The organism is Streptomyces humicola (assembly GCF_024436035.1).
Classification (GTDB): domain Bacteria; phylum Actinomycetota; class Actinomycetes; order Streptomycetales; family Streptomycetaceae; genus Streptantibioticus_B; species Streptantibioticus_B humicola.
Map to the genome: position 1 here is coordinate 59,431 of NZ_JANFNG010000022.1, position 15,774 is coordinate 75,204.

Annotated in this window: 10 protein-coding genes; all 10 read left to right on the plus strand. The window is 70.5% G+C overall.

What is annotated here, in order from left to right; translation table 11 throughout:
• Positions 1-20: 20 nt before the first annotated feature.
• The 10 genes from dpgB (at position 21) to NGB36_RS23805 (ending at position 15,731) form a co-directional block, all read left to right on the plus strand.
• Complete coding sequence (dpgB, locus tag NGB36_RS23760; protein WP_255922465.1) at positions 21-752, plus strand: enoyl-CoA-hydratase DpgB; 732 nt, start codon at positions 21-23, stop codon at positions 750-752.
• A complete protein-coding gene (gene dpgC / locus NGB36_RS23765; RefSeq protein WP_255922466.1) occupies positions 749-2,092 on the plus strand; it encodes a (3,5-dihydroxyphenyl)acetyl-CoA 1,2-dioxygenase DpgC in 1,344 nt (447 codons plus the stop codon). Before dpgB ends, dpgC begins: the two co-directional genes overlap by 4 nt.
• The gene (locus NGB36_RS23770; RefSeq protein WP_255922467.1) at positions 2,089-3,390 is read left to right on the plus strand and encodes an aminotransferase-like domain-containing protein; all 1,302 of its coding nucleotides are present in this window, start codon (positions 2,089-2,091) and stop codon (positions 3,388-3,390) included. The genes dpgC and NGB36_RS23770 overlap by 4 nt, the downstream gene beginning before the upstream one ends.
• The gene (locus NGB36_RS23775) at positions 3,387-4,574 is read left to right on the plus strand and encodes a cytochrome P450 (protein ID WP_255922468.1); all 1,188 of its coding nucleotides are present in this window, start codon (positions 3,387-3,389) and stop codon (positions 4,572-4,574) included. The genes NGB36_RS23770 and NGB36_RS23775 overlap by 4 nt, the downstream gene beginning before the upstream one ends.
• A 112-nt stretch (positions 4,575-4,686) precedes the next feature.
• Positions 4,687-5,697 (plus strand): ParB/RepB/Spo0J family partition protein, encoded by a 1,011-nt coding sequence (locus NGB36_RS23780; RefSeq protein WP_255922469.1) that lies wholly within the window; start codon positions 4,687-4,689, stop codon positions 5,695-5,697.
• Between the two features lie 94 nt (positions 5,698-5,791).
• Complete coding sequence (locus NGB36_RS23785; protein ID WP_255922470.1) at positions 5,792-6,538, plus strand: O-methyltransferase; 747 nt, start codon at positions 5,792-5,794, stop codon at positions 6,536-6,538.
• 145 nt (positions 6,539-6,683) lie between these two features.
• Positions 6,684-8,114, plus strand: a complete 1,431-nt coding sequence (locus NGB36_RS23790) for an NAD(P)/FAD-dependent oxidoreductase (RefSeq protein WP_255922471.1) — start codon at positions 6,684-6,686, stop codon at positions 8,112-8,114.
• A 79-nt stretch (positions 8,115-8,193) separates the two neighbouring features.
• Positions 8,194-9,951, plus strand: coding sequence for an ABC transporter transmembrane domain-containing protein (locus tag NGB36_RS23795; RefSeq protein WP_255922472.1), 1,758 nt, complete (start codon positions 8,194-8,196; stop codon positions 9,949-9,951).
• On the plus strand, positions 9,948-11,729 hold the full coding sequence (locus tag NGB36_RS23800) for an ABC transporter ATP-binding protein (protein ID WP_255922473.1): 1,782 nt from the start codon (positions 9,948-9,950) through the stop codon (positions 11,727-11,729). The genes NGB36_RS23795 and NGB36_RS23800 overlap by 4 nt, the downstream gene beginning before the upstream one ends.
• Before the next feature lie 60 nt (positions 11,730-11,789).
• Positions 11,790-15,731, plus strand: coding sequence for a non-ribosomal peptide synthetase (locus tag NGB36_RS23805; protein ID WP_255922474.1), 3,942 nt, complete (start codon positions 11,790-11,792; stop codon positions 15,729-15,731).
• Positions 15,732-15,774: the final 43 nt, after the last annotated feature.

Genomic DNA, 15,774 nt, shown 5'->3' on the forward strand with positions numbered 1-15,774 from the left:
CGGAAGGAATCGCCGCCGCGATGGCAACGGAACTGGAACTCAGCGAACTGCCCGACGGACTCGGCCTGATGGTGCGGTTCGACGGGCAGCGGTCCGTCGCGGAGCTGACATCGGCCGTCAACACGGTCTGCGCGCGGGCGGAGAGCGGTGACGAGCAGACCGTCGTGGTGCTCTGCTTCGACGCGATGTCGGCGGACTGCCGCCAGTGGCCCGGAGAGGTGGACGTCCAGCAGGTCAACCGGTGGGAGCGCGCGGTGCGCCGGCTGGAGCGGCTGCCGGCGGTCAGCATCGCCATGCTTCAGGGCACGTGCGGCGGGCCGGCCCTGGACCTGCTGCTCGCAGCCGACTTCCGCATCGGCACCTCCGACCTGCGGCTGCTGCTGCCGGTCAACGACGAGCACTTCTGGCCCGGCATGTCCGTCTACCGGCTGGTGCGGCATCTCGGCGTGGCCCGCGCCCGGCAGATCGTCCTGTGGGGCACCGACATCCCGCTGGACAAGGCGCTGGACCTGGGCCTCATCGACCACGTCGACGACGACGTAGCCGAGGCGGTGCGCACCGCCACCGTGCTCACGGGCCGGCTGTCGGGCCGGGAGATGGCCGTGCGCCGCCAACTGCTGCTGGAGGCTGCGTCGGCCGAGTACGACGACGCGGTGGGCACGCATCTGGCCGCCTGCGACCGTGAGTTGCGGCGACTGCGCGGCTCCGCGGGCCAGCTGCCGCTGGCTGCCACGGAAAGGTCCGGGTCGTGAGCGACAGGTTCGAGGCGTTCGGGGCGCGGGCGCCCGAGTTCGACGGAGACCTGGACGGCGACCGCGCGGCACTGGCGCGGTACGCGGCCGCCGGCGAGGAACTGCTGGCGGCCCTGCCGTCCCGGCCCGGGCGCGATGCAACTCAGCGGCGCTCGGCCGAGGCGGTCCTCGCGGCCTGCCGGGCCTGCAGGCGCGACTTCCTGGGGCGGCATACCGAAGCCGTCTACGACCTGCTCACCGACGGCCGCACCCGCCAGGTCCGGCTCCCGGAGCTGGTGTACACGGCGGCCGACCGGTTCCCGGGGCTCGTGCCGACCCGCGCGCAGATGGCCGAAGAACTCGCCCGTATCCAGGCGGACAAGGACGGCAGGGAGATCGACCAGGGTGTCTTCGCTGGCGCCGTGCTGCGCTCGCCGGTGGCGGGCCGGCACCTGGTCGAGACGATGCTCACCCCCACGGAGTGCGCCCTCGACCTGCTGGAGACCTTCCGGCGCACGGGCCGGGTGGAGCTGGGGACCGTCGAGGTCGAGCGCATCGGACATGGCGCGTACCTGACGTTCCGCAACACCGGATGCCTCAACGCCGAGGACAACCGGCTGATCCGCGACCTGGAGACCGCGGTCGACCTCGCGCTGCTGGACGACGAGGTCCGGGTCGGTGTGCTGCGCGGCGGAGAGGTGGACCATCCGCGCTACCACGGCAGACGGGTCTTCAGCGCCGGCATCAACCTCAAGGACCTGCGGAACGGGGCGATCTCCCTCATCGACTTCCTGCTGGGCCGCGAACTCGGCTACATCCACAAGATGCTGCGCGGTCTGCTGGTGGACCCGGCCCCGGGCGCTTGGTCGGACCGCACGGTCAGCAAGCCGTGGGTAGCCGCGGTCGACTCCTTCGCCATCGGCGGCGGGATGCAGCTCCTGCTGGTGATGGACCGGGTCATCGCCGAGACGGACGCCTATTTCAGCCTGCCGGCCGCGGAGGAGGGCATCGTGCCGGGCCTGGGCAATCTGCGGCTGACCCGGCTGACCGGAGCCCGGCCGGCCCGCCGGATCATCCTCGGCGGCGCACGGATCGCGGCCGGCGACCCACAGGCGGACCTGCTGTGCGACGAGGTCGTGTCCGCCGGGGAGATGGCCGGCGCAGTCGAGCGCGCGGTGCGCGAACTCGGCGTTCCGGCCGTCGCGACCAACCGCCGGATGCTCAACCTCGCCGAGGAGCCGGTGGATCTCTTCCGCGAGTATCTGGCCGAGTTCGCGGTCGCCCAGGTGGCCCGGGCGTACAGCGACGATGTCCTGGCCAAGGTCGAGCGGCGCTGGCAGCGGTCACAGGCTCGCGGATGACGGAGGACACGGCCTTGTTCGACGCCGCCGACCTGCACGGCTCACTGCGCGACCCACTCCTCGGATCGCTGGGCTTCCTCAACGAGGTGATGGGCCGTTACCCGGAGGCCATCTCCTTCGCGCCCGGGGCACCGCATCCGGACACCCTGGAGAGCGTCGATCTCACCGCCTGCGTCGACCGGTTCGTCGACCACGAGGTGGCCCTCGGCGCCACCCCCGGCCAGGCACGGCGAAGGGTGTACGAGTACGGGCCGAGCCGCGGTCTCATCAACGGGCTCGTCAGCGAGGCGCTGCGCCGGGACCACGGGATCGAAGCCGGCCCGGAGAGCCTGGTCATCACGGCCGGGGCGCAGGAGGGGATGCTGCTGGTGCTGCGCGCGCTGTTCGCGTCGCCCCGCGATGTGCTGGCGGTCGCCAATCCCTGCTTCGTGGGCATCACCGGGTCAGCCCGTCTGCTCGACCTGGACCTGGTGAGCATCGACGAGAGCCCGGACGGGATCGACCTCGACGGCCTGGCCGCCGCCTGCCGCGCGTGCCGGGCGGCAGGCCGGTCGGTGCGTGCGCTGTACGTGGCCCCGGACTTCTCCAACCCGGGTGGCACGACGATGTCGCCGGCCTGCCGCCGACAGCTACTCGACCTCGCTGGCCAGGAGGACTTCCTGGTCATCGAGGACAACACCTACGGATTCACCGCGGCCACCGACCAGGCGCTGCCGCCGCTGAAGGCGCTGGACACCGACCGGCGCGTGGTGCACATCGGCACATTCGCCAAGATCGCCTTCCCCGGCGCGCGGGTCGGCTACGTGGTCGCCGACCAGCCGGTCGCCGGAGAGGTCGGCACGCATCCACTCGCCGACGACCTGGCCACGCTCAAGACCGTGGTCACGGTGAACACCTCACCGCTGTGCCAGGCGGTCATCGGCGGCCTGCTTCTGCAACATGGCGGCTCTCTTGTTGCGTTGGGCCGGCGCAAATCGGCGCTCTACCGGCGTAATCTGACACACCTGACGGATGCCCTCGACCACCACCTGGGCGAGCTGCCGCCCGCGGGCATCACATGGAACCGGCCGCGAGGCGGGTTCTTCGTCCGCATGCGGCTGCCGGTCCCGGCGGACGCCGCGCTGCTGGAGGTCTCGGCGCAGAAGTACGGGGTCCTGTGGACGCCGATGGCGCAGTTCTACCTGGACAGCTCGGGCGAACGGCAGCTGCGGCTGTCGTGCAGCTACCTCGACCCCGACCAGATCGACGAAGGGGTGCGGCGGCTGACCGCATTCGTGAAGGGAGAGGTCGGCTCATGACCGGCATCGACGGGCACCCCACTGCGCGCCGCGCCCCGTTCGACCCGCCACCGGAACTGACCGCCTGCCTCGAAGACGAACCGATCCGCCGGATGCGCTACCCGGACGGCCACGTGGGCTGGCTGGTCACCAGTCACGAGCTGGCCCGCAGCGTGCTCGCCGACCGGCGCTTCAGCGCTCGCTCGGAGTTCAAGCGCCCGCCCGTCGCCCGGCCCAGCATCGAGCCCTTCTATGGCGCACCAGCCCTGCCCGGCTGGATGGTCGACATGGACGCCCCCGAGCACACGCGGCTGCGCCGGCTGCTGACGGGCAGGTTCACCCTGCGCCGGATGCGGGAGCTGCGCCCGCGGATCGAGGCCGTCGTCGAGGACCTGCTGGACGCCATGGAACGCCGCGCAGGCCCCGCCGACCTGGTGGAGTGCTTCTCACTGCCGGTCCCGTCGGTGATGATCTGCGAGCTGCTCGGGGTCCCCTACGCGGAACGCGCCGCCTTCCAGCACTACACGGAGGTGCTCTTCAGCCTCTCCTCCGGCGCCGAGGACGCGGCCGGGGCGATGGACGAGCTGTACGTGCTGCTGCGGCGCCTGGCGAAGGGCGACGCGGCCGCCACCGCGGACGGTCTGCTCGCCGCGCTCGCCGCGGACGGGACGGACCCGGAGGAGATCGCCGGCATCGGCACCCTGCTGCTGACCGCCGGGCACGAGACGACGTCGAGCATGCTGAGCCTGTCCGTCTTCGCGCTGCTGACCCATCCCGAGCAGCTGGCCCGGCTCGTCGCCAACCCGGGTGAGGTCGACAACGCTGTCGAGGAGCTGCTGCGCTACCTGACCGTCTTCCACTTCGGTGTGCCGCGCACCCCACTGGAGGACGTGGAGTTGGCGGGCCGGCTGCTGAAGGCTGGCGAGTCGGTCACCGTGTCACTGCCCGCCGCCAACCGTGATCCGCGGGTGTTCGACGACCCCGGCCGTCTGGATCTCGGCCGCAGAACCTCCTCTCATCTGGCCTTCGGATACGGCGTTCACCAGTGTCTGGGACAGAACCTGGCCCGGGTGGAGATGGGCGTCGCCCTGCCCGCACTCTTACGCCGCTTCCCGGCCCTGTCCCTCGCCGTCCCGGCCGAGCAGGTGCCCCTCGCCCTGGACATGGGCGTCTACGGCGTTCACCGGCTCCCGGTCATGTGGTGACCGCGGATAAACGGGTGTCCAACTGGGCGCGCGGGCTCAGTTGGACACCGCTGCACAGACCGAAGTTGACAAGAACCGTCGCTTCCAGACAACGCATCAGGGGGAATCTGTCATGCGGATGGCCGCGCCATCGGGAGAGCCTGCCCGGACCGGATCGGGATACATCGCCGCGCTGTTCGAGACGGTCGACCGGCTCCCGGTCGAGACGGTGTTCGTCGCCCGGCTCGGCGAGTCGCTGTCGGTGCGCACGCAACTCGAGGACGTCACTCATACCCGGCGGCTCGCCGACTCCGGCGACGAGGTGCCGCCGATCCTGGTGCACCGGGAATCCCTGAGAGTCATCGACGGCCTGCACCGGATGCGCGCGGCGGTCCTCAACGGCCGGCGCACCATCGAGGTGAAGTTCTTCGACGGGCCGGAGCACGACGCGTTCCTGCTCGCGGTGGCGGCCAATGTGAAGCACGGTCTGCCGCTGAACGCAGGCGAGCGCCATGATGCCGCCCGGCAGGTCGCCGCCATGCACCCCGACTGGTCCAACCGGGCGATCGCGGCCGTGGCGGGGATCTCGCCGCACCGGGTCGCCGAGATCCGGCGCAGCGGCGGGACGGCCGCCCCGGCAACCACGATCGGCCTGGACGGCAGGAGTCGGCCGGTCGACGGTTCCGAGGGCAGGCGGCGGGCCGCGGAGCTGTTCCTGGGCAACCCCGAGTACTCGATCCGGGAAGTGGCGCGCCGCGCCGCGATCTCGCCCTCGACGGCGGCGGATGTCAAAACCCGCATCCTGCGCAACGCAAACCCGCTGCCGCCGCGCATGCGCGGCGGCCAGGGCCCCGGCCCGGCGCGCCGGGACGAGGCCCCCTCCGCCGAGGGCATGGCAGCGCTGTTCGACACGCTGTGCCGGGATCCGTCACTGCGATTCAGCGAGTCGGGCCGGACGCTGCTGCGCATGTTCGAGGCCTGCGCCCGCGTCGACAGGCAGCGCGACCAGATCGTGCACGACCTGCCCGCACACCGTGCCGAGACGGTCCACGAACTCCTGCTCGCCTGCGCCGAGCGCTGGCGCTCGATGGCCGGGGAAGTGCGCACGGCCCAGCGCGGCACCCGCCAGTCCTCGGCCTCCTGAGCAGCTGTCCGGCGAACACTGTCCCCGCGACGTGCGGCGCATTAGTGTCCTTGTTCGTGTTCTGATCGGTCTTGCGAGGCGGGAGTTCGAGCACGTGATCGACGACGAGTTCATGCGGGCTGTCTCCGGACTGATCGTCCCGGAAATGGGCACGGACGCCACCGCGAACCTCCTTTACTGGCTCATCCGGACCACTCGCCCGCAACGGGTCCTCGAAGTGGGCATGGGCTATACGACTCCCTTCCTGGCGCAGGCTCTGGCGGACAACCTCGCGGCGTACGAGTCGGAGAAGTCGCTTCTCGACGACCCGCGGGGCGCCGAACTCCAGCCGATGGCGCACCGCGCGTACTACGACGAGCCCTACCGGCCCCACCTCGTCTGCATCGACCGCATGACGGATCCGACGTCCTCGGCGCCGCGAGTCCTCGAAGTCCTGGAAGACCGCGGACTCACCGGCATCACCTCGGTGGTCGAGGCCGATCTGCGCGGTTCGAGCGGGCTGGTCCGCGAGCGCTTCGGCATGGTGGACTTCGCGTGGATCGACACGTGGGACACCCTCGCGTTCCTGCGCGAGTACTGGCAGTTGATCAATCCGGCCGGCGGGGTGCTCGCCATCCATTACCTGATGACCTACCCCCAGGGGCGCGCCGTCCTCGAATACGCGAAATCGCTGGCCGGCCCGGACGGCGGGAAGCTGGAGGTCACCAATCTCCGCGAGCCGCACCGGTTCGGACAGAACAGCACAACCCTCATCCGCCGGATCCGGGACTACGTCGATCCCGAGGACCTCAGGCCGCAGGGGACCGCGAACGATCCGGTCGGCGTCCTCACACAGGCGTGAGGCGCCGACGCGACAGGCGAGAACATCCCACAGCCCGGGCCGACTGCCCGCGTGCGCGCATGCCCGCGTGGTCGCCCCCGGCGTGCCGACTCGGCAGCGCGTTTCGATCCGTCAGCCAAGCAATCGAGTTGAGGAGCAGTCAACCATGCCGAGGAGCAACGACGTCATCGTCATCGGGAACGGCGCACTGGGCTCGTCCATAGCCTTCGAGCTGGCCCGCCGGGGGAACAACGTGGCCCGGATCGGGGGCAGGGCCCGGCGGCACGCGGCGTCGACCGCGGCGGGTGCGATGCTCGGCTGCTTCGGCGAGGTGACCGAGCCGCTGATGGCAACCGAACACGGGCGTTACAAACTGTCCCTGGACTATCAGGCCCGGGAGCTGTGGCCCGATTGGCTGGAGGGTCTCTCGGCCTATTCCGGCGACGAATCCGAACTGGTCACCGCGGACGGCACCTTCGTCATCCTGAACTCCGTCGGCACATCGGCGATCGACACGACCAACTTCGCGGTCATCGAGGCCGCCCTGACCCAGCATCACGAGCCCTACGAGCTGGTCGATACGGAGAGCATCGACTGGATGGAGCCCAACGAGCTGTTCCGCCCACTCCGCGCTCTCTTCATGCCGCGAGAGCACGCCGTCAACACCGCCCGGCTCTTCGAGAAGCTGGATGCGGCACTGATCAAGGCTCAGGGCGTGGTGGTCGAGGAGCAGGTCACCTCGCTGGTGACCGACGGCGACTCCGTGGCGGGCGTGGTGCTCGCCAACGGCGAGACGCTCACCGCCCGGCATGTGATCGTGGCCGCGGGCGCGCACTCGGTGGACCTGCTCGCGGGCCTGGAGGACCTCCACCGCAAGGTCCCCCCGATGGTGAGCGGTTACGGCGTCTCCGCGCTCGTTCGCACCAAGGACCGGTCGCTGCCCCGCTCGGTTCTGCGGACGCCCAACCGGGCGCTCGCCTGCGGCCTGCACTGCGTGCCCCGCGGCGACGGCATGCTCTACCTCGGCGCGACGAACATCATCTCCGACACCCCGCGCGAAAACGCTGACCTCAAGGACCTGAAGTTCCTGGTCGACTGCGCCATAGACCAGCTGCACACGGGCCTGGAGGACGCGGCCCTGGTGGCCACGCAGGTCGGCAACCGGCCGATCCCCGCCGACGGTTACCCACTGTTCGGAGCCACCGGCGTGGACGGGCTGTGGATGGCGAGCGGCACCTACCGCGACGGCCTGAACCAGTCGCCGCTGCTCGCCCGGGAAATGGCGGACATGATCGAGAAGGGGGCCGGCCAGGTCAGGGAGCTGATCGCCTTCGCCCCCGTGCGCGCGCCGCTCGCACCCGGGACCCGCGAGCAGGTGGTGGCCAGCGCCGTGTCGCACATGGTCGCCACCGGCTACGAGCGCAAGTGGAACATCACCGGCGAGTGGCCCGGGATCATCGAGGAAGCGCTGACCGAGAAGTACCTCAAGACAGCCAACGACCTCGATGCGGAGTTCACGCCTCCCGCGGAATTCCTTGTGACGATGAGCGACCAGAAGTGGGAGGCGCTGCGGCGCTACTACGCCGCGTGGCGATGAGGGCCGGGCCGGAAAGCGGGGTGTGGCTGGTTTTTCGACCGTGGCATGACAGGCTTTGACAACGTATCTTGGTGGCCCTATGCGTGATATTCCGCTCAGTGACACGGGGAAACCAGACTGCCGTGCCCCTTCCCGACTCTTTTTATGGCTCGCACGAGAACTGCGCGCTCCGATCGCACTCGGCGTCGTCTACGGGATCATCACCATGCTGGCGCGTTCCTACGTGCCGCTCGTGACCGGTCTCGTCATCGACCGAGGCATCCTCGGCCACAGCCGGTCAGAGCTGCTGACCTGGGGCGCGGTGATGTTCGGCCTCGTCGTGCTCCAGGCGATGACCACCACGCTCCAGGAGCGCTGCGACTTCGCCAACAACATGGGCGCGTCCTTCCGGACGATGCAGCTGGTCAACCGGCACGCCGCCCATCTGGGTGCGACGCTGCGGGAGCGGATCTCGGCGGGCGAGGTGATGAACATCGGGATCGGCGACATCACGCCGATCGGTGCCGCGCTGGCAGCGACCTCCCGGGGCGCCGGTGCTGCCGTCGCCGTCGTCGTGGTCGCCGTCATCATGCTGACCTCCGCGTGGCAGCTCGGGCTGATCGTGCTGATCGGCACGCCGCTGATCGTCTGGCTGCTCACCAAGATCCTGCTCCCGGTCCGGCGGAAGCAGCAGGAAGTACGAAAGCAGCAGGGCGAGTTGTCCGGGATCGCCATCGACATCGCCGGCGGGCTGCGGGTGCTGCGCGGCATCGGCGGTGAGGAGCACTACGCGCGGCTCTTCCGGTCGGAGTCCCAGCGCACCCGCGCGATGGCCACCGACATCGCACGTCTGCAGGCCGGGGTCGCCGGCGTGCGGACCATCCTCACCGGCCTGTTCTCCCTGGCCGTGGTCTGGCTCGGCGCCCACCTCGTCCTGACCGGCCAGCTTCAGGTCGGCCAGCTGGTCGCGTTCTACGGTTACACCGTCTTCCTCGCCACCCCGCTGCGCTGGATCACCGACTCGGTCGACTTCATGAACCAGGGCAGGGTCTCGGCCGACCGGGTCAGACAGTTCCTGGCCCTGGGACGGAACCTGCTGGACGGCCTGGACGGCCTGGACGGCCCGGACGGCCCGGGCGGCCTGGGCGGCCTGGGCGGCCTGGGCGGGCTGGAGCCCGCGGCGCGCGCCGAACTGGCCGACCCGGAGTCCGGACTGGCCTTCCCCGCCGGCTCGTTCAACGTGGTGGCCTGCGCCTCCTCGGCCGACGCGGCGGCCCTCGGCGACCGGCTCGGACGCTACGTCGAGTCAGGGGCCACAATCGCCGGGACCCCGTTGTCGCAACTGCACCTGGAGACCGTGCGCGAGCGGGTGCTGATCGTGCGCAACGACGACTACCTGTTCGCCGGCGTGCTCAGCGACGAGCTTGATCCCACCCACGAGGCCTCGCCCGAGCGCGTGATGGACACCGCCGCGGCCGCTTCGGCGCTCGAGATCATCGAGGCACTGCCGGCGGGCCTGGACAGCGAACTGCAGGCCGGCGGCGGGAACTTCTCCGGCGGCGAGCGCCAGCGGCTGCGGCTGGTGCGGGCGCTGCTGGCCGATCCGCAGATCCTCGTCCTGATCGAGCCGACCAGCGCCCTGGACGCGCTGACCGAGGCGAAGGTGGCACAGCGGGTGCGGGCGAACCGCGCGGGCCGGACGACTGTGGTCTTCACCACCAGCCCGGCCGTCCTGAGCCTGGCGGACAACGTCTGGTACGTGGAGGACTCCACGGTGGCCGCGGCCGGCACGCACGACAGTCTGCTGGCGGACAGGCGCTATGAGTCGCTGGTGACAAGAGGGGTTGATCTGGCGTGACCGCACTGCCCGTCGCTTCGAGGAAGGCGGTGCGCAGCTATGCCCGCAAAGTCGTCCTCAAGCATCCGAAACAGCTCTCCCTGGCCCTCGGGCTGCAGGCGCTGACGGCAGGGTGCGGGCTCGTCGCTCCGTGGCTCCTCGGCCGCCTGGTGGAACAGGTGCAGTCCGGGATCAACCGGGTCACCGTGATGGTGCTGTTGATCATCGTCTTCCTGCTCCTCCAGGCCGGGACGCTGAGTCTGGCCAACTACCACACCGCCCGGCTGACCGAGAAGGTCGTCGCCGAGCTGCGCGAGGACTTCGTCCGCGACGTCCTCCGCCTGCCGCTGGCCACGATCGAGAGCGCCGGCGTCGGCGATCTGATCACCCGCTCGACACGGGACGTGCAGGCACTCACCCAGGCCGCCCGCACGAACGTGCCCAGCACGCTGGTCACGCTGACCACCATGGTGGTGATGCTCGGTGCACTGCTGCTGGTGGGCTGGCTGATGATCTTCCCCTGCCTGCTGGCGGTGCCGATCCTGTGGCCGATCGCCCGCTGGTACCTGTCCCGTGCGCGGGACGGCTACCTGCGCGAGCGGGCGTCCTACGCCAAAGCGACCGAGTCCCTGGCCGAGACGATCAACGGGTCCAGGACCGTCGAGTCTCTGCGCCTGAACTCCTGGCGCGCGCAACGGCTTCGCGAGGACATCGGAGTCGCCTACCAAGCCGAGCGCTACACGTTGAGCCTGCGGTCCGTGTTCCTGCCCGTCACCGACACCGCCATCGCGATCCCCACAGTCGCCACCATCGTCCTCGGCGGCTACTTCTACGACCACAGCTGGGTGTCGCTCGCCGGGATCACCGCGGCGACCCTCTACACCCAGCAGCTCGCCGGCCTGATCGATCTGCTCCTCTACAACCAGGACAAGCTTCAGCTCGCCGGCGCCTCCGTGGCCCGCCTGCTGGGCGTCTCCCAGGAGCGGACCGACGAGCTCCGGGTGTCCGCCGCCTCCGCCGAACCGCGCCGCGCGCCGGCCGTTCCGTCGAGGGACATCGAGGTGAAGGAGGTCTGTTACGGGTATTCGGCCGGCCACGACGTCCTGCACGATGTCAGCTTCACCGTGCGCGAAGGCGAGCGAATCGCCATCGTGGGCCCGTCCGGCGCCGGAAAGACCACGCTGGGCCGCCTGCTCGCCGGGATCGATCCACCGCGCAAGGGCTCCGTCTCGCGGGGCGGCGTGGCGCTGACCGACATCCCACGCTCCGAACTGCGGTCGGAGATCGCCCTGGTGACCCAGGAGTACCACTTCTTCAACGGCTCGGTCCGGGACAACCTGCTGTTGGCCAAGCCTTCCGCGAGCGACGACGAACTGCGGGAGTGCCTGGAGGCGGTCGCCGCGTGGACCTGGGTGTCCGAACTGGGCCTCGACACCCGGCTCGGTACCGGCACCAGGGAGATCTCGCCCGCCGAGGCGCAGCAGGTGTCCCTGGCCCGGTTGCTGCTCAGCGACCCGCACACGCTGGTGCTCGACGAGGCGACATCGGTGCTCAATCCGAAGGTGGCCAGAGACCTCGAACGCTCCCTGGCCGCCCTGCTATCGGGGCGCACGGTGATCTCGATCGCCCACCGGCTGCACACCGCGCACGACGCGGACCGGGTGATCGTGATGGAGAAGGGGCGCATCGTGGAGACGGGTTCGCACCAGGAACTTCTCGCCGCGGCCGGCTCCTACGCCGCGTTGTGGACCTCATGGCAGGGTACCGGGGCCCTGCCCAGTACGCCGGGTGTGGCATAGCCCAGCACATCAGTGTGCTTCTGCCCTCACCGGAAGAATCAGCAGTGAAGGGGCTTGCGCGTGATTCCTCTGTCCTATGCTCAGCGGCGGCTCTGGCTGATCAACGAGATCGAGGGGCCGAGCGCGCTCTACAACGTCCCCATGGCCCTGCGGTTTACCGGGGCGCTCGACCAGGACGCGCTGATCGCGGCAGTGGGCGACGTGGTCCGCCGGCACGAGATCCTGCGCACGGTCTACTCCGAGACCGACGGCGTCCCGCAGCAGCACGTGCTGGCCCCGGAGGCGGCGCCGTTCCCGGTGCCCGCGCGGGCGGTGGCCGAGGCCGACCTCGCCGCGCAGCTGGCACAGCTCGCCGAGCACCGCTTCGACCTGCGCTCGGAACTGCCGTTCCATGCGGAGCTGCTCCTGCTTGCCCCGGGCGACGCGGTGCTGTCACTGGTCATCCACCACATCGCGTGCGACGGCTGGTCCACGGCACCCCTGCTCGGCGATCTGCGGATCGCCTACGCCGCCCGGTGCTCCGGCGCGGCCCCTGCCTGGGAGCCCCTGCCGGTGCAGTACGCGGACTACTCCCTGTGGCAGCGGGAGGTGCTCGGGGACGAGTCCTCCCCGGACAGCGAGTACGCGCGGCTGTCGAAGTTCTGGGCGGACGAACTTGCCGGAGTGCCGGACCAGCTCACCCTGCCGACGGACCGCGTTAGGCCGACGGCGAGCAGCTTTCGTGGGGAGGGCGTCCCGTTCGAGATCGGCGCGCAGGCGCACCATGGGTTGGTCCGGCTGGCGCACCGCGCGCAGGCGAGCACCTTCATGGTGGTGCTCGCCGGGCTTGCCACGCTGCTGACTCGGCTGGGCGCCGGCCCGGACATCCCCATCGGCACCGTGGTCGCCGCTCGCGACGACGAGGCGCTTGAGGGGCTGGTCGGCTTCTTCACCAACACCCTTGTGCTGCGCATCGGCACATCGGGAGACCCGGGCTTCGAAGCGCTGCTCGGCGGAGTACGACGGCGGGTCCTGGACGCATACGCGCACCAGGAGTTCCCGTTCGACCAGGTGGTGGAGGTGCTCAACCCGCCGCGCTCACTCGCCCGGCACCCGCTGTTCCAGGTGATGCTGGTCTTCGACGGAGCGGTGCAGGAGACCGGGTTCGACCTGCCCGGCCTCCAGGTTGACTTCGAACGCGTCACATGGCAGTCCTCGAAGTTCGACCTGACCCTCGCGGTCGCCGAGCAGACCGACGCCTCGGGTGCTCCGGCCGGTCTCGACTGCGAACTGCGCTACGCCACGGACCTTTTCGACCGGGAGACGGTCGAACGGATGGCGGCGCAGCTGAGCCGGCTGCTCGAAGCCTTCGCCGCCGAGCCCCAGACCCGGATCGGCGAGGTGGACATACTCGACCCGGGCACCCGGCACCTGCTGCTGGAGGAGTGGAACGGCCCGACCGCGCCGGTCCCGCTCAGGCCGCTGCCCGAGTTGGTCTCGGCCCAGGCCGCCCGCGTGCCCGGGGCGCCGGCCGTGATCGACCGGGCCGTGATCCTCAGCTACGCCGAGCTGGAGGCCTGGTCGAACCGGCTGGCGCACGTGCTGGTGGCGCACGGCGTCGGCCCGGAGAAACTTGTCGCGATCCGCATTCCCCGGTCGGCCCAGGCGGTCGTCGCCCAGTTGGCCGTGCTCAAGGCCGGCGGCGCTTATCTGCCCCTGGACGTGGAGTACCCGGCCGAGCGCATCGCGTTCGTCCTGCGTGACGCCCGTCCGGAACTCGTCCTCACGGTCGAGGAGGTCGAGGGCGCCGCCGCAGACGGGACCGTGGCCGGAGTCCCGCAGCTGTGCATCGACGGCGACGAGCTGCGCGCGACCCTGACCGGGCTACCGGACACGGCTCCCCAAGTCCTGTTCGATCCCGGTCTGCCGGCCTATGTCATCTACACATCCGGTTCCACCGGCCGTCCCAAGGGAGTGGTCGTCCCGCAATCGGCCGTGGTCGACCACCTGACCTGGTGCGGTCGCAACTACCCTGCGGTGGCCGGGACCGCGCTGGTGCACTCGTCGCCCTCGTTCGACATGACGGTCACCGCGTTGTGGACCCCGTTGACCCTCGGCGGCTGCATCGTGCTGGCCTCGCTCACCGACCCGGATCCCGAGGAAACGGCCCGCATCGGTGCCTTCCCCGCCACCTTCATGAAGGCGACGCCGAGTCATCTCGCGCTGCTGGCCGAGCTGCCCGATGCGTACTCGCCGAGCAGTGAACTGCTGCTCGGCGGTGAGGCGCTCACCGCCGAGATGCTGGACGCGTGGCGCCGAAGGTATCCGGACGTCCTGGTCCGCAACGTCTACGGGCCGACCGAGACCACGGTCAACTGCGCCGAGTTCCGGGTCGAGCCGCACAGCGAGTTGCCGGCCGGTCCGGTGCCGATCGGCCGGCCTCAGGCCAATGCGCGGTTGTACGTGCTCGACCATCGGCTCAATCCGGTCCCGCCCGGGGTGCTGGGTGAGCTCTACGTGGCGGGCGCCGGCCTGGCCCGCGGCTATCTGAATCGTCCCGGCCTGTCCGCGGAGCGGTTCGTGGCCTGTCCGTTCGGGCCGCCCGGCGAGCGGATGTACCGCACCGGCGACCTGGCCCGGTGGCGGTCCTCCGGAGTGCTCGAGTTCGGTGGCCGGGCCGACCGGCAGGTGAAGATTCGCGGGTTCCGGATCGAACCCGGCGAGATCGAGGCCGCGCTGACCGCCGATCCGTCCGTGAGCCAGGCCTGCGTGGTGCCGCGGGACGAGGGTGCGGGAGACCCGTGGCTGGCGGCCTTCGTGGTTCCCGCGGACGGCGCGGAGCCGGACGGCGCGGTGCTGCGCGAGGGGTTGAGCCAGCAGTTGCCGGAGTACATGGTCCCGACGGCGGTGACGGTGCTTCCCGCCCTGCCGCTGACCCCGAACGGCAAGCTCGACTACCGGGCCCTGCCCGATCCGGCCCGGCCGGGTCCGGGCGCCTACCGGGCTCCGGGCACCCCGGTCGAGCAGCTGCTGAGCGAGCTGTTTGCCGAATCGCTGGGACTGGAGCAGGTCGGCGTGGACCAGGGCTACTTCGAGCTCGGCGGTCACTCGCTCTCTGCCGCCCGGCTGATCGCCCGGATCGGGACGGTTCTCGGGGTGGAACTGCGGCTGCGGGACCTGTTCGAACAGCCCACCGTGGCCGGGCTGGGCCGGCGGCTTGACGTCGGGGCCGGGCCGGCCGTCAGCGGCGCCCTGCTGCCACTGCGCCCCTCCGGGACGCGCCCGCCGCTGTTCTGTGTGCACCCGGGCACCGGCATCAGCTGGGGCTACACCAGCCTTCTGCGCCACCTCGACCCGGACGTCCCGGTCTACGGCCTTCAGGACCGAAGCCTGTTCTCCGAGGAGGTCAGGCCGGCCACTGTCGAGGAGATGGCGTACCGCTATGTCGAGCAGATCCGCGCGATCCGGCCCACGGGACCGTACCGGCTGCTTGGCTGGTCGTTCGGCGGCCTGGTCGCCCACGCCATGGCCGCACGGCTCGAGGCGGCGGGGCAGGAGGTGGACCTGCTGTGCCTGCTCGACAGCTCGCCGGGCTTCGATTCCCGGGGCGACCGCCTGCCGGAGTGGGGCGAGGACTGGGACGAGGACTCGGGCGAGGTGGACCACACCGCCATGCTCGAAGAAGCCCTCGGCAGCCTCGACGGCTTCTCCGCGGAAGAACTGGGGCGGATCCTGGAGTCGCTGCGGCACCACCGCAGGCTCAGACGTGATCACCGGCCGCCCCGGTACCACGGCAGCCTGCTCTTCTTCGGGGCGACGCTGGACCGTTCGGAGCCGCTCGACCCCGAGCGGTTCTGGCGGCCCTTCGTCGGCGGACGGATCGACGCCGTGCAGGTCCCGTGCAGTCACCACAAGATGCTGGAGCCGGACGCCCTGGCGGTGATCGCCGAGATTCTCTCCGGCCGGCTGTCCCGGCCCGCCGCGGCGCCCGCACGCTGTGGCGTCACTCCACCGAAACCATGACGTCCGCACGGCTTGAGCCGGTCCGGCCCACGCAGCGGTCGAT

What these genes read in the sequence shown, in the direction of transcription:
- dpgB (WP_255922465.1), top strand. Translation starts at nt 21, where the DNA reads ATGGCAACGGAACTGGAACTCAGCGAACTGCCCGACGGACTCGGCCTG.
- NGB36_RS23770 (WP_255922467.1), top strand. Translation starts at nt 2,089, where the DNA reads ATGACGGAGGACACGGCCTTGTTCGACGCCGCCGACCTGCACGGCTCA.
- NGB36_RS23775 (WP_255922468.1), top strand. Translation starts at nt 3,387, where the DNA reads ATGACCGGCATCGACGGGCACCCCACTGCGCGCCGCGCCCCGTTCGAC.
- NGB36_RS23780 (WP_255922469.1), top strand. Translation starts at nt 4,687, where the DNA reads ATGCGGATGGCCGCGCCATCGGGAGAGCCTGCCCGGACCGGATCGGGA.
- NGB36_RS23790 (WP_255922471.1), top strand. Translation starts at nt 6,684, where the DNA reads ATGCCGAGGAGCAACGACGTCATCGTCATCGGGAACGGCGCACTGGGC.
- NGB36_RS23795 (WP_255922472.1), top strand. Translation starts at nt 8,194, where the DNA reads ATGCGTGATATTCCGCTCAGTGACACGGGGAAACCAGACTGCCGTGCC.